15 protein-coding genes are annotated in these 17,610 nt (G+C 72.1%); 14 read left to right on the top strand and 1 reads right to left on the bottom strand.

Translation table 11 applies throughout. The annotated features are described in order from the left end of the window. Positions 1-10 precede the first annotated feature (10 nt). Positions 11-646, bottom strand: a complete 636-nt coding sequence (locus ACFV88_RS03455) for a TIGR03085 family metal-binding protein (RefSeq protein WP_385485510.1) — start codon at positions 644-646, stop codon at positions 11-13. Positions 647-887: 241 nt separating this feature from the next. Between ACFV88_RS03455 and hisI the strand changes: the two genes are divergently transcribed. The 14 genes from hisI (at position 888) to ACFV88_RS03385 (ending at position 17,431) form a co-directional block, all read left to right on the top strand. After that, entirely contained in the window at positions 888-1,256 is a 369-nt protein-coding gene (gene hisI, locus ACFV88_RS03450; protein WP_385485508.1) for a phosphoribosyl-AMP cyclohydrolase, read from the top strand. An 11-nt stretch (positions 1,257-1,267) separates the two neighbouring features. Then, entirely contained in the window at positions 1,268-2,773 is a 1,506-nt protein-coding gene (locus ACFV88_RS03445; protein WP_385485506.1) for an anthranilate synthase component I, read from the top strand. A gap of 52 nt (positions 2,774-2,825) precedes the next feature. Continuing rightward, a complete protein-coding gene (locus ACFV88_RS03440) occupies positions 2,826-3,488 on the top strand; it encodes a TIGR02234 family membrane protein (protein WP_385485504.1) in 663 nt (220 codons plus the stop codon). Between the two features lie 173 nt (positions 3,489-3,661). Continuing rightward, complete coding sequence (locus ACFV88_RS03435) at positions 3,662-3,883, top strand: HGxxPAAW family protein (RefSeq protein ID WP_385485502.1); 222 nt, start codon at positions 3,662-3,664, stop codon at positions 3,881-3,883. Positions 3,884-4,067: 184 nt separating this feature from the next. After that, positions 4,068-4,529 (top strand): DUF2752 domain-containing protein, encoded by a 462-nt coding sequence (locus tag ACFV88_RS03430; RefSeq protein ID WP_385485500.1) that lies wholly within the window; start codon positions 4,068-4,070, stop codon positions 4,527-4,529. A 171-nt stretch (positions 4,530-4,700) separates the two neighbouring features. Next, positions 4,701-5,510: an indole-3-glycerol phosphate synthase TrpC gene (gene trpC, locus ACFV88_RS03425; RefSeq protein WP_385485498.1), complete on the top strand. Its 810-nt coding sequence runs from the start codon at positions 4,701-4,703 to the stop codon at positions 5,508-5,510. A gap of 7 nt (positions 5,511-5,517) precedes the next feature. After that, positions 5,518-5,712: a tryptophan biosynthesis modulator TrpM gene (gene trpM / locus ACFV88_RS03420; protein ID WP_385485496.1), complete on the top strand. Its 195-nt coding sequence runs from the start codon at positions 5,518-5,520 to the stop codon at positions 5,710-5,712. Positions 5,713-5,896: 184 nt separating this feature from the next. Further along, complete coding sequence (gene trpB / locus ACFV88_RS03415; RefSeq protein WP_385485494.1) at positions 5,897-7,201, top strand: tryptophan synthase subunit beta; 1,305 nt, start codon at positions 5,897-5,899, stop codon at positions 7,199-7,201. A 41-nt stretch (positions 7,202-7,242) separates the two neighbouring features. Continuing rightward, positions 7,243-8,058 carry a tryptophan synthase subunit alpha gene (gene trpA, locus ACFV88_RS03410; protein ID WP_385486016.1) on the top strand — a complete coding sequence of 272 codons (816 nt, stop codon included), beginning with the start codon at positions 7,243-7,245 and terminating at the stop codon, positions 8,056-8,058. A gap of 146 nt (positions 8,059-8,204) precedes the next feature. Beyond that, positions 8,205-8,984, top strand: a complete 780-nt coding sequence (locus tag ACFV88_RS03405; RefSeq protein ID WP_385485492.1) for a DsbA family protein — start codon at positions 8,205-8,207, stop codon at positions 8,982-8,984. A 162-nt stretch (positions 8,985-9,146) separates the two neighbouring features. Continuing rightward, positions 9,147-10,106 (top strand): prolipoprotein diacylglyceryl transferase, encoded by a 960-nt coding sequence (gene lgt, locus ACFV88_RS03400; RefSeq protein WP_385485490.1) that lies wholly within the window; start codon positions 9,147-9,149, stop codon positions 10,104-10,106. A 190-nt stretch (positions 10,107-10,296) separates the two neighbouring features. Beyond that, positions 10,297-11,028 carry a VIT1/CCC1 transporter family protein gene (locus ACFV88_RS03395; RefSeq protein ID WP_385485488.1) on the top strand — a complete coding sequence of 244 codons (732 nt, stop codon included), beginning with the start codon at positions 10,297-10,299 and terminating at the stop codon, positions 11,026-11,028. Between the two features lie 357 nt (positions 11,029-11,385). After that, positions 11,386-15,978 (top strand): glutamate synthase large subunit, encoded by a 4,593-nt coding sequence (gene gltB / locus ACFV88_RS03390; protein WP_385485486.1) that lies wholly within the window; start codon positions 11,386-11,388, stop codon positions 15,976-15,978. Further along, entirely contained in the window at positions 15,971-17,431 is a 1,461-nt protein-coding gene (locus tag ACFV88_RS03385; protein WP_385485484.1) for a glutamate synthase subunit beta, read from the top strand. The genes gltB and ACFV88_RS03385 overlap by 8 nt, the downstream gene beginning before the upstream one ends. The last annotated feature ends 179 nt before the right edge of the window (positions 17,432-17,610 follow it).

The raw sequence follows: 17,610 nt of genomic DNA, 5'->3' as shown, positions 1-17,610 counted from the left end.
TGCGCGGACGTCAGATGCCGATCTGCTTCGCCCCGTGGAGCCTCTCGACGGCCTCCTTGTCGCCCTCCAGATCCACCGAAGCGGCGTCCTGGCGGCCGAACGCGAACATCAACAGCTCACCCGGCTCGCCCGTGACCGTCACCACGGGCGTGCCGCGGTGGGCGACCACCGTCTGACCGTCCGGGCGCCGCAGCACCACGCCCACCGGGAGCTTGCGTCCCAGCAGCCGCGCCGTGCGCTCCAGCCGGGACCACAGGGAGTCCGAGAAGACCGGGTCCAGGGGGCGCGGCGTCCAGTCGGGCTGCGCCCGGCGCACGTCCTCGGCGTGGATGTAGAACTCCACCGCGTTCGACGCCTCGTCCACCTGCTTCAACGAGAACGGCGAGAACTTCGGCGGGCCCGTCCGGATCAGTTGGATCAGTTCCTCGTACGGCTTGGCCGCGAACTCCGCCTGCACCCGCTCCAGCCGGTCCGCGAGGGGCTTGAAGAGGATTCCGCCCGCCGCGTCCGCGCGGCGCTCGCGCACCACGACGTGCGCCGCCAGGTCCCGCGTCCGCCAGCCCTCGCAGAGCGTCGGCGCCTCGGGTCCCGCCGACTCCAACAGGTCAGCGAGGAGCAGTCGTTCGCGTTTCGCATGGGTCGACATGCGGCCCAGGGTACGGCGCCCCCCGCGGCCCTGCCAGGCGAAGACCCCCGCCCCCCGTTCTCCCGGTCCCCTCCACCCGGCCCCCGGGTGCATCCGCGCCCCCGTCCACCGGCTCCCCCTCGCCCCCGCCGTCCGGCTCCCCCCGCCCCGCCCGGGCGGGTGCCCCCGCGCGCCCCCCGAACGCGTCCAGTGAGCGGACCGCCGACCCACCGGATCACCCGGGTGCAGCACAATGGACGACATGACCAGCACGCCCCGTGAGCCCGGCGCCCTCGACCCGCGGATCGCCGCCCGCCTCAAGCGCACCCCGGACGGCCTCCTGCCCGCCATCGCCCAGCAGTACGACACCGGTGAGGTGCTCATGCTGGGGTGGATGGACGACGAGGCGCTGCACCGCACGCTCACCACGGGCCGCTGCACCTACTGGTCCCGCAGCCGCCGCGAGTACTGGGTCAAGGGCGACACCTCCGGACACGTCCAGCACGTCAAGTCCGTCGCCCTCGACTGCGACGCGGACACCCTCCTCGTCAAGGTCGACCAGGTCGGCGCCGCCTGTCACACCGGCGACCGCACCTGCTTCGATGCCGGCACCCTGCCGCTGGGCCAGTAGGGTCACCCGCCATGGACCTGGAGACCTTCCGCAAGCTCGCCGCCGACCGCCGCGTCGTCCCCGTCAGCCGCACCCTCCTCGCGGACGGCGACACCCCGGTCGGGCTGTACCGCAAGCTCGCCGCCGAACGCCCCGGCACCTTCCTGCTGGAGTCCGCCGAGAACGGCCGCTCCTGGTCCCGCTACTCCTTCGTCGGGGTCCGCAGCGCCGCCACCCTCACCACCCGGGACGGCCGGGCCCACTGGCAGGGCACCCCGCCGGTGGGCGTGCCCGTCGACGGCGACCCGCTCGTCGCGCTGCGCGCCACCGTCGAGACCCTGCACACCCCCCGCGACCTCACCGCCGGGATGCCGCCGTTCACCGGCGGCATGGTCGGCTACCTCGGGTACGACATCGTGCGGCGGCTGGAGAAGATCGGCCCCGGCGAACAGGACGACCTGAAGCTGCCCGAGCTGACGATGCTGCTCACCTCGGACCTCGCCGTGCTCGACCACTGGAACGGCACGGTGATGCTCATCGCCAACGCCATCAACCACAACGACCTCGACACCGGGGTGGACGAGGCGTGGGCCGACGCCGTCGCCCGGCTCGACGCCATGGAGGCCGACCTCTCCCGGCCGCTCGCCCAGCCCCCCGCGGCGCTGCCGCCCTCGGAGCTGCCCGAGTTCACCGCCCGCTGGGGCGGCCCCGACTACCAGCTGGCCGTGGCGGACATCAAGGAGCGCATCCGCGCCGGCGAGGCGTTCCAGGTGGTGCCCTCCCAGCGCTTCGAGACCCCGTGCGAGGCGAGCGCCCTGGACGTGTACCGGGTTCTGCGGGCCACCAACCCGTCCCCGTACATGTACCTGATCCGCTTCGACGGCTTCGACGTCGTCGGCTCCTCGCCGGAGGCCCTGGTCAAGGTCGAGGACGGGCACGCCCTGCTGCACCCCATCGCCGGCACCCGGCCGCGCGGCGCCACGCCCCAGGAGGACCAGGCCCTCGCCGACGAACTCCTCGCCGACCCCAAGGAACGCGCCGAGCACCTGATGCTGGTCGACCTCGGCCGCAACGACCTCGGCCGGGTCTGCGAGCCGGGTTCCGTCGAGGTCGTCGACTTCATGTCCATCGAGCGGTACTCGCACGTGATGCACATCGTCTCCACGGTCACCGGCCGGGTCGCCCCGGGCCGCACCGCGTACGACGTGCTGACCGCCTGCTTCCCCGCCGGGACGCTCTCCGGCGCGCCCAAGCCCCGGGCCATGCAGATCATCGACGAGTTGGAGCCCTCCCGGCGCGGCCTGTACGGCGGGTGCGTCGGCTACCTGGACTTCGCCGGAGACTCCGACACGGCCATCGCCATCCGCACCGCCCTGCTGCGGGACGGCACGGCGTACGTGCAGGCCGGGGCCGGGGTCGTCGCCGACTCCGACCCCGAGATGGAGGACCAGGAGTGCCGCAACAAGGCGGCGGCCGTGCTCCGGGCCGTCCACACGGCGAACCGCCTCGCCGGCTCCCGGGACACCGGGCGCGGCTGACGGGCCCCACCCCCGGGTCGGCCCGGCGGGTCGGGCAGGGGATAGTGGGGGAGTGACTTCCGCCGTACCGCAGCCCCGTGGGGGCACCGAACGACCGTCCGCCGGGGGCCGGGCCGGGCTCCGCAGTCTGGCCGTCGCCCTGTTGCTGGGCGCGGTCGGTTCCGCCGTCGCCCTGTTGGCCAGCCGTCAGGGGTGGACCGAGGGCACGGCCTCCGTCCCGGGCGGTGACTTCCCGCTGAGCGCCAAGGGCAGCGAGGTGACCGGCGTTCCCGCGGCCCTCGCGGTCGTCGGACTCGCCGCGCTGGTGGCCGTGTTCGCGGTCCGCCGGGCCGGCCGGGTGCTCGTCGCCGCGCTGCTCACCCTCTGCGGTGCGGGCACCGTCGTCGCCGCCGTGCTCGGCGCGAGCGACAGCGCCGCCCTGGACGACCGGGCCGCCGAGGTCTCGGGCGACGCCTCCGCGACCGTGGACGCCCTCAGCCACAGCAGCTGGCCGTACGTCGCCGCCGTCGGGGGAGTGCTCATCCTGCTCGCGGGGCTCCTGGCACTGCGCTACGGCCGGCTATGGCCCGCGATGTCCGGCCGCTACGAACGCGACGGCACCCCGCGCCGCCGCCGCGCCCCGGTCGTCGACCCCGACCGCCCCGAGGACCTGTGGAAGGCCATCGACCGCGGTGAGGACCCCACCCAGGCGGACGGCCCGTCGCCCGCCACGTAGGGGACGCCCGTGCGGAGGGGGGTCCCCGGTCCCCGTTCAGCCGTACGGGCGCGCGCCGCCGCCCACCCCGCGCGCACACCGGACCCCTCCGTGCGGGAGAATGACCCCGAGCGTCCGGGTCGCCACGCGCAGCCGGTCGCACACAGCCGCCTTTCAGCAACGAGGAGCAAGTCATGTCGGGCAGCAGCCACGGTCACACCCCGGCCGCCTGGGTCAGCGTCATCATCGCCTTCGTGGGTTTCTGCGTTGCGGGCGCCTTCATGGTCATGGCGAACACGGTCGGCTTCTGGGCCGGCATGGCGATCCTCGCCCTCTCCCCGATCGTCGGCGGCGCCATGAGCATGGCCGGCATGGGACAGAAGCGGCCCAAGGACATCCTCCGCGCCGAGAGCTGAGGCCGCGGGGACGCCGCGCGCGGGGTCGACCCGCGCGACGCGCCCCGGGGGACGGGCGGGCCGGGTGACCACACCGGGGCCCGCCTTCCGTGCGTCCGGGGCCAGCCCGCGCGTTCTGGGGGAGACGGCCCCGCCCCGCCCCGCACGTCGCGCGCGGGCGGGACACCGGGGGCAGAATGCTCGCGTGAGCGCCGAATCCGAGTACGTCCCGGCTCCGGCCCCCGCCGGAGCAGCTCCGACCCGCCCCGACTCACCCCTGCGGCGGCTCCTGGTGCCGTTGGGTGTCCTGGGTGCGGTGGCCGCGGGCTTCGCCTACGTGGGTGCGGTGGACCCGGGCGAACCCGGCCACTACCCGGCCTGTCCGCTGTTCCGGCTCACCGGCCTGCTCTGTCCGGGCTGCGGCGGACTGCGCAGCGCCCACGCCTTCGTCCACGGGGACCTGGGCACCGCCCTGGGCGCCAATGCGCCCGCCGTCCTCGCGTACCTCGCCTTCGCCGTCCTGTGGACGACGTGGGCGGTGCGCAGTGCGCGCGGACGGTCCTTCAGCGTCGTTCCGCCCACCGCGGTGCTCTGGGCCACCGGTGCGCTGCTGGCCGTCTTCACGGTTGTCCGGAACCTGCCGGTCGGTGGCTGGCTCAGACCTTGATCATCGAAGAACGTCCAGGTAGTGGGACCGCAAGGCACCGGATGCGGACCCGCTGCGGTCCTGCGGATACCATCAGAGTGACCACCCGAACCGCATCACCGGCGGTACGGGATCACAGCCTCACGGCATCACCGCCTCACACGTCAACCGTCAGGGAAGGGGGCCGCTCGCGTGAGTGTGCTCGACGAGATCATCGACGGAGTCCGTGCCGACCTCGCGGAAAGGCAGGCGCGGGTCAGCCTCGACGAGCTCAAGGAGCGTGCGGCGAAGGCTCCCGCGGCCCGCGACGGCGCCGCCGCACTCCGCGGCGAGGGCGTCCAGGTCATCTGCGAGGTGAAGCGGTCGAGCCCCTCCAAGGGTGCGCTCGCCGCGATCGCCGATCCCGCGGCACTCGCCGCGGACTACCAGGCGGGTGGCGCCGCCGTCATCTCCGTCCTCACCGAACAGCGCAGGTTCGGCGGCTCCCTCGCCGACCTGGAGGCCGTCCGGGCCCGGGTGGACATCCCCGTCCTGCGCAAGGACTTCATCGTCACCGCCTACCAGCTGTGGGAGGCCCGTGCGTACGGCGCCGACCTCGCGCTGCTGATCGTGGCCGCCCTGGACCAGCCCGCCCTGGTGTCGCTCATCGAGCGGGCCGAGTCCATCGGGCTGACCCCGCTGGTGGAGGTCCACGACGAGGACGAGGTGGAACGGGCCGTCGACGCGGGCGCCCGGGTGATCGGTGTGAACGCCCGCAACCTCAAGACCCTCAAGGTCGACCGGGCCACCTTCGACCGGGTCGCGCCGGAGATCCCGGACGGGATCGTCAAGATCGCCGAGTCGGGCGTGCGCGGTCCGCACGACCTCATCGCGTACGCCAACGCCGGCGCCGACGCGGTGCTCGTCGGAGAGTCCCTGGTGACCGGCAAGGACCCTAGGACCGCCGTGTCCGACCTCGTCGCCGCCGGCGCGCACCCCGCCCTGCGGCACGGCAGGAGCTGACCGACCGGTGCCCATCGCGTCCCGACTCGCCCGCGGCTGCAAGCCGCGCGGCTGCCGCGCGCCCGCGCGCAAGGTCCGGGGACGCCGGGTGCGGTACGTGATCGGGGACGAGCCGGGGCAGGTCAACGGGATGCGATGGTGCGCCCCCGACGGCACAGGATCAACGGAGACCACCCGCACGGCGGGGTCCGCGCGGGGCTGACGCCCGCCCCGCGGTCCGGACCCGGTGCGGTGACCGGTCACGCCGGGACGACACGTGGTCCGGGCGGTTCGGCGCACCGGCGCCGGGCCCGCCCGGGACCGCGCTCGCCCGGCCGCCGCGCCGTCCTGTGCACCGTGGCCATCGTCGGACTACATCCGGGGCACGCGCCCCGCGAGGAACACACATGCCCAGTGATTTTTTCGTCCCCGACCCCGAGGGTCGGGTCCCCAACGTCGAGGGGTACTTCGGCGCGTTCGGCGGGAAGTTCATCCCGGAGGCCCTGGTGGCCGCCGTCGACGAGGTCGCCGTCGAGTACGACAAGGCCAAGACGGACCCCGTGTTCGCCGCCGAACTCGAAGACCTCCTCGTCCACTACACGGGGCGTCCCAGCGCGCTGACCGAGGTCCCGCGCTTCGCCGAACACGCGGGCGGCGCCCGGGTGTTCCTCAAGCGCGAGGACCTCAACCACACCGGCTCGCACAAGATCAACAACGTGCTCGGCCAGGCCCTGCTCACCAAGCGCATGGGCAAGACCCGCGTCATCGCCGAGACCGGTGCCGGACAGCACGGCGTGGCCACCGCCACCGCCTGTGCGCTGTTCGGCCTCGAATGCACCATCTACATGGGCGAGATCGACACCCAGCGCCAGGCGCTGAACGTCGCCCGGATGCGCATCCTCGGCGCCGAGGTCATCGCCGTGAAGTCCGGTTCCCGCACCCTCAAGGACGCCATCAACGAGGCGTTCCGCGACTGGGTCGCCAATGTGGACCGCACCCACTACCTGTTCGGCACCGTCGCGGGCCCCCACCCCTTCCCGGCCATGGTGCGCGACTTCCACCGGGTCATCGGCGTCGAGGCCCGCCGCCAGATCCTGGAGCGGGCCGGCCGGCTGCCCGACGCGGCCGTGGCCTGCGTCGGCGGCGGCTCCAACGCCATCGGTCTGTTCCACGCGTTCCTCCCGGACGCAGCGGTCCGGCTCATCGGCTGCGAACCGGCCGGGCACGGCATCGAGACCGGGGAGCACGCGGCGACCCTGACCGCCGGCGAGCCGGGCATCCTGCACGGCTCCCGCTCGTACGTCCTCCAGGACGACGAGGGCCAGATCACCGAGCCGTACTCGATCTCCGCGGGTCTCGACTACCCGGGCATCGGCCCCGAGCACGCCTACCTCAAGGACAGCGGGCGCGGCGAGTACCGCGCCGTCACGGACGACGCCGCGATGCAGGCGCTGCGCCTGCTGTCCCGCACCGAGGGCATCATCCCGGCCATCGAGAGCGCGCACGCGCTGGCCGGCGCCCTGGAGGTGGGCCGGGAACTCGGTCCGGACGGACTGGTCCTGGTGAACCTCTCCGGACGCGGCGACAAGGACATGGACACCGCCGCGCGGTACTTCGGGCTGTACGACAGCAATACCGCCGCCCACATCGACGCCGTCGTCGAGGCGGACAGCGACGGCGACGTCGCCGAGATCCAGGGGGACGCGAAGTGAGCGGGACGACCAGCACCAGCGCTCCGGAGGCCGCAGCGCACCTGGGGGGCCAGGGCGAACTGTTGAGCGCCACCCTCGCCGGGGCGCGCGCCGAGGGCCGGTCGGCCCTCATCGCCTACCTCCCGGCCGGCTTCCCCACCGTCGACGGCGGCATCGACGCCGTGAAGGCGGTCTTCGAGGGCGGGGCCGACGTCGTGGAGGTCGGACTCCCGCACAGCGACCCCGTCCTGGACGGGCCGGTCATCCAGACCGCCGACGACATCGCGCTGCGCGGCGGCGTGCGGATCGCGGACGTGATGCGCACGGTCCGCGAGGCGTTCCTCGCCACCGGCAAGCCGGTCCTGGTGATGACGTACTGGAACCCGATCGACCGGTACGGCGTCGAGCGGTTCACCGCGGAGCTGGCCGAGGCCGGCGGCGCCGGTTGCATCCTGCCGGACCTGCCGGTCCAGGAGTCGGCGCTGTGGCGGGAGAACGCCGACAAGCACGGACTCGTCACCGTGTTCGTCGTGGCGCCCAGCAGCCGGGACGCCCGGTTGGCCGAGATCACGGCCGCCGGCTCCGGATTCGTCTACGCCGCCTCGCTGATGGGTGTCACCGGTACCCGGGAGTCGGTGGGGGAGCAGGCGCAGGACCTGGTGCGCCGCACCCGTGCCAGCACCGAGCTGCCGGTCTGCGTCGGGCTCGGGGTGTCGAACGCCCGACAGGCCGCCGAGGTCGCCGGCTTCGCCGACGGGGTGATCGTCGGCTCGGCCTTCGTCAAGCGGATGCTGGACGCGGACGGTCCCGCCGAGGGGCTGGCCGCGGTGCGACAGCTGGCCGCCGAGCTCGCCGAGGGCGTGCGAAGCCACCGCTGAGCCGGTCCCGCTCCGGGGCGCGCGGTCATGGTGCGCGCGCCCCGGAGCAGTGGGCGGTTCCCGGGGGCTCCCCGGGGTCGCTTCACCCGAAGGGATGGTCCTCCCGTCGGGTGGGGACGGCGGCGGCACTGTGTCGTTTGCCGGGTGTGAGTGACAAGAACCGTGAGGGAAAGCGCACAGCCCGCGAGCGGCTGGCGGTCGAACGCGAGCGTGAGAAGGGGCGCGAGAAGCGCCGCCGGACCCTGATCGTCAGCAGTGCCGTCGTCGGCGTGCTGGGGTTGGCCAGCGTGATCGGTGTGATCGCCGCGAACTCCGGCGGCAGCAAGGGCGACACCTCGGGTCCCGTGGTCGTGCCCAAGGGCGCCACCGGGCAGGACGGGTTGGTCATTCCGGTGGGCGAGAGCAACGCCAAGTCGACCCTCACGATCTGGGAGGACTTCCGCTGTCCCGTCTGCAAGATCTTCGAGGACACCTACCGGTCGACCATCCACGAGCTGACCGACAGCGGCAAGCTCAAGGTCGACTACCGCTTCGCGACCCTGATCGACGGCAACATGGGCGGCAGCGGTTCGCTGCACGCGGCCAATGCGGCGGCCTGCGCCCAGGAGGTCGGGAAGTTCCCCGCCTACCACGACGTCCTCTTCGCGAACCAGCCCGCCGAGACCGATGACGCCTTCGCCAGCAACTCCAAGCTGATCGACCTCGCCGGCGAGGTCGACGGCCTCGCCACGGACTCCTTCCGCAGCTGCGTCAACGACGGTACGCACAACAGTTGGGTCGCCAAGTCCAACAAGGCGTTCCAGGACGGCGACCTGCGGGGCACCCCGACCGTCCTGCTGAACGGCAAGGACGTCTACGGCGACCAGGCGAACCCGTTGACCCCGGCGAAGCTCAAGCAGCTGGTCGAGAACGCCGACCAGGGCTGACCGGAGCGGCCCGGAGCGGCCCGGCAGGGGCGGCGGAGCACCGACATCGAGACAAGATCGGACAAGGGCCCCGCGCCCCCACCACGGCCGGGGCCCGTTACCCAGACGTGTCCGGGGTCGGTTGTCGGATGCGGCGCCGGGCAGGGTAGCGTCGGACCTGCCATGGAACTTGCCTTCATCCCCAGCCCGTCACGCGGTGTGGTGCATCTCGGGCCCATCCCGCTCCGCGGCTACGCGTTCTGCATCATCATCGGTGTCTTCCTGGCGGTCTGGCTCGGCAACCGCCGCTGGATCGCCCGGGGCGGACGGGCCGGAACGGTCGCCGACATCGCCGTCTGGGCCGTGCCCTTCGGCCTGGTCGGCGGTCGCATCTACCACGTGATCACCGATTACGAGCTGTACTTCGGTGCGGGCCGGGACTGGGTCGACGCCTTCAAGATCTGGGAGGGCGGCCTCGGCATCTGGGGCGCCATCGCCTTCGGTGCGCTCGGCGCCTGGATCGGCTGTCGCCAGCGCGGCATCCCGCTGCCCGCCTACGCGGACGCCGTCGCCCCGGGCATCGCCCTCGCCCAGGCCGTCGGCCGCTGGGGCAACTGGTTCAACCAGGAGCTGTACGGTCGGCCCACCGACCTGCCGTGGGCCGTGGAGATCACCGCTTCCACCGACGGCCGGGTCCCGGGGACGTACCACCCGACGTTCCTGTACGAGTCGCTGTGGTGCCTGGGCGTCGCCGTCCTGGTCATCTGGGCGGACCGCCGCTTCCGGCTGGGACACGGACGGGCCTTCGCCCTGTACGTCGCCTCCTACTGCGCGGGCCGCTTCTGGATCGAGTACCTGCGGGTCGACGAGGCCCACCACATCTTCGGGCTGCGCCTCAACAACTGGACGGCGCTCCTGGTCTTCGTGCTCGCCGTCGTCTACTTCGTGCTGTCGCTGAAGAAGCGCCCGGGCCGCGAGGAGATCGTCGAGCCGGCCGAGGGCACGGGAACCACGGACTCCACCGACGGCCCGACCGACACCGCCGACGCCGCCGAGGAGACCGGCGACGAGGCGGGCAAGGGCCCCCGCAAGCCGCGGGGACCGACGACGAAGGCGGCGGGGTCCGGGGCCGAGAAGGGCTGAACCGGTCCCGCGCGACAGATCGAACCGAAGAGGGGACGGACCAGGTGTCCGTCCCCTCTCGGCGTGCCCGCACCCGGCAGCACCCCGGCCGCGGCGGGTAAGTATGGCCTTCCTTGCTGGTGAGAGACGTTTTTCGTGCGTAAGTTCGGGAGTGTTCGTACGAAGATCGAGGAAGGGAGTCGGCGGGGCCATGGCCATCATCGACACTCAGGCGCCCCTTCATGAGGCGCACCGGGACAACCACACGCACCGGGACGTCAACGGTGGGTGGCTGCGGCCCGCGGTGTTCGGCGCGATGGACGGCCTGGTCTCCAACCTGGCCCTGATGACCGGTGTCGCCGGCGGTGACGTCTCCCAGCGGACGATCGTGATCACCGGTCTCGCGGGGCTCGCGGCGGGCGCCTTCTCGATGGCTGCGGGGGAGTACACCTCGGTGGCCTCGCAGCGGGAGCTGGTACAGGCCGAGCTGGCGGTGGAGCGCCGGGAGCTGCGCAAGCACCCGCAGGACGAGGAACGCGAACTGGCGCAGCTGTACGAGGCCCGGGGAGTGGAACCGGAGCTGGCCCGCGAGGTCGCACGACAACTGTCGAAGGACCCCGAACAGGCGCTGGAGATCCACGCCCGCGAGGAGCTGGGGGTCGATCCCACCGACCTGCCGTCCCCGACGGTCGCCGCCGGCTCGTCCTTCGTGGCCTTCGCCCTGGGCGCGCTGCTGCCCGTGCTGCCGTATCTGCTGGGCGCCGGCGCCCTGTGGCCCGCGGTCCTGGTGTCGCTCGTCGGACTGTTCCTGTGCGGGGCGGTCGTGGCGAAGGTGACCGCACGGTCCTGGTGGTACAGCGGGCTGCGCCAGCTGGTCCTGGGTGGTGCGGCCGCCGCCGTGACCTATCTCCTGGGCACGCTCATCGGGACGGCCGTAGGATGACGTCGGACGCCCGGCACCGGTGAGGTGCGCGAGAAGTCGCGGAGACAACTGTTACCGGGCGGTTTCGAATCTTTGACGGCTGGGCATGAGCCGTAAGCGCTGTGGGCAACGAAGCCCTCCCGTTCCCCGAGGCCCACCGGGGCCGGCCGACGGTCCCCGTCCCTCGCACCACCCCGCTGAGCCGCCCCTCGCAGGAGCTGACCGCTTGACCTCCGGTACCGTCCGGTGTCCGGATGGTGAAATGCGTAATCCGCTTTTCGAGAAGCATTCCATCATGTAACCTGCACGAAATTTTCGCAGAGGGCCAACGTCGTCCCTCGGCACTGGAAACATGCCACGACGACGACGGGAGTGCCGATGCGTACGCCGCGCCAGCCGTCCCAGCTCCCCGTGAGCGCCCCCTGGGCGCACATGGACGCTCGCCCTGCCGCACAGGGGATGTACGACCCGCGCAACGAGCACGACGCCTGTGGCGTCGGTTTCGTGGCCACCCTCACCGGCGAGGCGAGCCACACGCTGGTCGACCAGGCACTCACGGTTCTGCGCAACCTTGAGCACCGCGGCGCCACCGGCTCCGAGCCCGACTCCGGAGACGGCGCCGGAATCCTCACCCAGGTGCCCGACGCGTTCCTCCGCGAGATCACCGACTTCCCGCTGCCCGAGGCCGGTGCCTACGCCGTCGGCATCGCCTTCCTGCCGCAGCACGGCACCGACGAGCACACCGCGCGCCTCGACGCCATCGCCGCCGAAGAGGGCCTGACCGTCCTCGGCTGGCGCGAGGTGCCCGTGGCGCCCCAGCTCCTCGGCGCCACCGCCCGCTCCACGATGCCGGTCTTCCGACAGCTGTTCGTCACCGACGGCACGAGCACCGGGATCGCCCTCGACCGCAAGGCGTTCGTGCTGCGCAAGCGCGCCGAGCGCGAGGCCGGGGTGTACTTCCCCTCGCTGTCCGCGCGGACGATCGTCTACAAGGGCATGCTCACCACCGGACAGCTCGAACCGTTCTTCCCCGACCTGTCCGACCGCCGCTTCGCCAGCGCCGTCGCGCTGGTGCACTCCCGGTTCTCCACCAACACGTTCCCGAGCTGGCCGCTGGCCCACCCGTACCGGTTCGTCGCCCACAACGGTGAGATCAACACCGTCAAGGGCAACCGCAACTGGATGCGTGCCCGTGAGTCGCAGCTCGCCTCCGACCTCTTCGGCGACCAGGCCGCCCTCGACCGGATCTTCCCGATCTGCACCCCGGACGCCTCCGACTCGGCGTCCTTCGACGAGGTCCTGGAACTCATCCACCTCGGCGGTCGCTCCCTGCCGCACAGCGTGCTGATGATGATCCCGGAGGCGTGGGAGAACCACACCTCCATGGACGCGGAGCGCCGCGCCTTCTACCAGTTCCACGCCACGATGATGGAACCCTGGGACGGCCCCGCCTGCGTCACCTTCACCGACGGCGTCCAGGTCGGCGCCGTCCTCGACCGCAACGGACTGCGTCCGGGCCGCTACTGGGTAACCGATGACGGGCTCGTCGTCCTCGGCTCCGAGGTGGGCGTCCTCGACATCGACCCCGCGCGCGTCGTCCGCAAGGGCCGTCTCCAGCCCGGCCGGATGTTCCTGGTGGACACCGCCGAGCACCGCATCATCGAGGACGACGAGATCAAGGCCGGCCTCGCCGCCGAGCAGCCCTACCGGGAGTGGCTGGAGGTCGGCGAGATCGAGCTGGAGGACCTCCCCGAGCGCGAGCACATCGTGCACACCCACGCCTCGGTCACCCGCCGCCAGCAGACCTTCGGCTACACCGAGGAGGAACTGCGCGTCCTGGTCGCCCCGATGGCGAAGTCCGGCATGGAACCCATCGGTTCCATGGGCACCGACACCCCCATCGCGGCCCTCTCCGCGCGGCCCCGTCTGCTCTTCGACTACTTCACCCAGCTCTTCGCGCAGGTCACCAACCCGCCGTTGGACGCCATCCGCGAGGAGCTGGTGACCTCGCTGCGCTCCTCGCTGGGCCCGCAGGGCAACCTCCTCGACCCGACCGCCGCGTCCTGTCGCAGCGTCACCCTGCCGTTCCCCGTCATCGACAACGACGAGCTGGCCAAGCTCATCCACATCAACGCCGACGGCGACATGCCCGGGATGAAGGCCGTGACGCTGTCCGGTCTCTACCGGGTCTCCGGCGGCGGTGACGCGCTCGCCGCCCGTCTGGACGCCATCTGCGCCGAGGCCGACGACGCGATCGACGCCGGCGCCCGGCTGATCGTCCTGTCCGACCGGCACTCCGACGCCGAGCACGCGCCGATCCCGTCGCTGCTGCTCACCGCCGCCGTCCACCACCACCTCATCCGCACCAAGCAGCGCACCCACGTGGGCCTGCTGGTCGAGGCCGGCGACGTGCGCGAGGTCCACCACGTGGCCCTGCTCATCGGCTTCGGCGCCGCCGCGGTCAACCCGTACCTCGCCATGGAGTCCGTCGAGGACCTGGTCCGCGCCGGCACGTTCCTGCCCGGGGGCGAGCCCGAGGCCGCGATCCGCAACCTGATCTACGCGCTGGGCAAGGGCGTCCTCAAGGTCATGTCCAAGATGGGCATCTCGACCGTCGCCTCCTACCGCGGCGCCCAGGTCTTCGAGGCCGTCGGCCTGGCCGACGCGTTCGTCGACCGGTACTTCAACGGCACCGCCACCAAGATCGGTGGCGTCGGCATCGACGTCATCGCCGAGGAGGTCGCCGCCCGGCACGCCAAGGCGTACCCGGTGTCCGGGATCGCGCCGGCGCACCGCGCGCTGGAGATCGGCGGCGAGTACCAGTGGCGCCGCGAGGGCGAGCCGCACCTGTTCGACCCGGAGACCGTCTTCCGGCTCCAGCACGCCACCCGCAACCGTCGCTACGACGTCTTCAAGCAGTACACGGACCGGGTGAACGAGCAGTCCGAGCGGCTGATGACGCTGCGCGGCCTGTTCCACTTCGACAGCGGACGCGCCCCCGTCCCGCTGGACGAGGTCGAGTCCGTCGCCGACATCGTCAAGCGGTTCTCGACCGGCGCCATGTCGTACGGGTCCATCTCCCGCGAGGCCCACGAGACGCTGGCCATCGCCATGAACCAGCTCGGCGGCAAGTCCAACACCGGTGAGGGCGGCGAGGACCCGGAGCGCCTGTACGACCCGGCGCGCCGTTCCTCCATCAAGCAGGTCGCCTCCGGCCGCTTCGGCGTCACCTCCGAGTACCTGGTCAACGCCGACGACATCCAGATCAAGATGGCGCAGGGCGCCAAGCCCGGCGAAGGCGGCCAGCTGCCCGGCCACAAGGTGTACCCGTGGGTCGCCAAGACCCGGCACTCCACCCCGGGCGTCGGGCTGATCTCCCCGCCGCCGCACCACGACATCTACTCCATCGAGGACCTCGCCCAGCTCATCCACGACCTGAAGAACGCCAACCCGAAGGCCCGCATCCATGTGAAGCTGGTCTCCGAGGTCGGCGTCGGCACGGTCGCCGCGGGCGTCTCCAAGGCCCACGCGGACGTCGTCCTCATCTCCGGTCACGACGGCGGCACCGGCGCCTCCCCGCTCACCTCGCTCAAGCACGCCGGCGGTCCCTGGGAGCTCGGCCTCGCCGAGACCCAGCAGACCCTGCTGCTCAACGGGTTGCGGGACCGGATCGTCGTCCAGACCGACGGTCAGCTCAAGACCGGCCGCGACGTGGTGATCGCCGCGCTGCTCGGCGCCGAGGAGTTCGGTTTCGCGACCGCGCCGCTCGTCGTCTCCGGCTGCGTGATGATGCGCGTCTGCCACCTGGACACCTGCCCGGTCGGCATCGCCACCCAGAACCCGGTGCTGCGCGACCGGTTCTCCGGCAAGGCCGAGTTCGTCGTCAACTTCTTCGAGTTCGTCGCCGAGGAGGTCCGCGAGATCCTCGCCGAGCTGGGTTTCCGTTCCATCGAGGAGGCCGTCGGCCACGCGGAGGCGCTCGACGTCAGCCGGGCCGTCCACCACTGGAAGGCCCAGGGCCTCGACCTCGCGCCGCTGTTCCACGTCCCGGAACTGGCCGAGGGCGCCGTCCGCCACCAGCTCGTCGAGCAGGACCACGGGCTGGAGAAGGCACTCGACAACGAGCTGATCCGGATCGCCGCCGACGCGCTCGCCGCCACCTCGCAGGAAGCGGCGGCCCCGGTGCGCGCCCGGGTCGCGATCCGCAACATCAACCGCACCGTCGGCACCATGCTCGGTCACGAGGTGACCCGGAAGTTCGGTGGCGCGGGCCTGCCCGACGACACCATCGACATCACCTTCACCGGTTCCGCGGGCCAGTCGTTCGGCGCGTTCGTGCCGCGCGGGGTCACCCTGCGGCTGGAGGGCGACGCCAACGACTACGTCGGCAAGGGCCTGTCCGGCGGACGGATCGTCGTCCGGCCCGACCGCTCGGCCGACCACCTCGCCGAGTTCTCCACCATCGCCGGCAACACCATCGGCTACGGCGCCACCGGCGGCGAGATGTTCCTGCGGGGCCGCACCGGCGAACGGTTCTGCGTCCGCAACTCCGGGGCGCTGGTCGTCTCCGAGGGCGTCGGTGACCACGGCTGCGAGTACATGACCGGCGGCCAGGCCGTCGTGCTCGGCGAGACCGGGCGGAACTTCGCCGCGGGCATGTCCGGCGGTACCGCGTACGTCATCGACCTCGACCCGGCCAACGTCAACGCCGGCAACCTCGGTGCCGTGGAACCCCTCGACGCCGACGACAAGCAGTGGCTGCACGACGTGGTGCGCCGCCACCACGAGGAGACCGCTTCCACGGTCGCCGGGAAGCTGCTCGCCGAGTGGGACACCGCCGCCGACCGCTTCAGCAAGATCATCCCCAGCACGTACAAGGCAGTGCTCGCCGCCAAGGACGCCGCCGAGCGAGACGGGCTCTCCGAGTCCGAGATCACCGAGAAGATGATGGAGGCGGCGATCAATGGCTGACCCGAAGGGCTTCCTGAACCACGGCCGCCAGGGCGCCTGTTCCCGCCCGGTGCCGGAGCGGGTGCGCGACTGGAACGAGGTCTACGTCCCCGGCTCCCTGCTGCCGATCATCAGTGACCAGGCGAGCCGCTGCATGGACTGCGGCATCCCGTTCTGTCACAACGGGTGCCCGCTCGGGAACCTCATCCCCGAGTGGAACGACTTCGCCTACCGCAAGGACTGGCAGGCCGCCTCCGAGCGCCTGCACGCCACCAACAACTTCCCCGAGTTCACCGGGCGGCTCTGCCCCGCCCCGTGCGAGTCGGCCTGCGTCCTCGGCATCAACCAGCCCGCGGTGACCATCAAGAACGTCGAGGTCTCCATCATCGACCAGGCGTGGGACAACGGGGACGTCGCCCCGCAGGCCCCCGACCGCCTGTCGGGCAAGACCGTCGCCGTCATCGGCTCCGGTCCCGCCGGCCTCGCCGCCGCCCAGCAGCTCACCCGGGCCGGGCACACCGTCGCCGTCTACGAGCGGGCCGACCGCGTCGGCGGGCTGCTGCGGTACGGCATCCCCGAGTTCAAGATGGAGAAGCGGCACATCAACCGCCGCATCGAGCAGATGCGCGCCGAGGGCACCAAGTTCCGCACCGGCGTGGAGATCGGCCGGGACATCGACGCGGTGAAGCTGCGCAAGCGGTACGACGCCGTCGTCATCGCCGCCGGCGCCACCGTCTCCCGGGACCTGCCCGTGCCCGGCCGCGAGCTGGGCGGCGTGCACTTCGCGATGGAGTACCTGCCGCTCGCCAACAAGGTGCAGGAGGGCGACTACGTCAACCCGCCGATCACCGCCGAGGGCAAGCACGTCGTCGTCATCGGCGGCGGCGACACGGGCGCCGACTGCGTGGGCACGGCCCACCGCCAGGGCGCGCTGTCCGTGACCCAGCTGGAGATCATGCCGCGCCCCGGCGAGGAGCGGAACGCCAACCAGCCGTGGCCGACCTTCCCCATGCTGTACAAGGTGACCTCCGCGCACGAGGAGGGCGGTGAGCGGGTCTACTCCGTGTCCACCACCCACTTCGAGGGCGACGAGGACGGCAACGTCCAGGCGCTGCACCTGGTCGAGGTCGAGTTCGTGGACGGCAAGCTGGTCCAGCGGCCCGGCACCGAGCGCACCCTGCCCGCGCAGCTGGTCACCCTGGCGATGGGCTTCACCGGGACCGACCAGGAGAACGGGCTCGTCGCCCAGTTCGGGCTGGAACTCGACGCGCGCGGGAACGTCGCCCGGGACGCCGAGTACCAGACCAACGTGCCCGGCGTGTTCGTCGCCGGGGACGCCGGACGGGGACAGTCGCTCATCGTGTGGGCGATCGCCGAGGGGCGCTCCGCGGCCCGGGGGGTCGACCGTTTCCTGACCGGAGCGAGTGAGCTGCCCTTCCCGGTGCGACCCACCGACCGGTCCATCATGGCCTGACCCACCCGCGGTCCATGACCGCCCGACGGACTGACGGTCCGTCACCAGTCGTTCCGTACAACGGCGTACGGTACAGCTCGGCGCCCGCCCCCGTCCCCGACCGGACCTGGGGGTCGGGCGCCGAGCACTTTCCGCTCCCGGGGCCGGTGCTCCTCGGGCGTTCCCGGTGCGGGACGGGC

The organism is Streptomyces sp. NPDC059816 (genome assembly GCF_042732055.1).
Lineage (GTDB): Bacteria > Actinomycetota > Actinomycetes > Streptomycetales > Streptomycetaceae > Streptomyces.
The sequence above is the reverse complement of the archived record's forward strand: the minus strand, read 5'-3'. Positions and strand labels throughout refer to the sequence as shown.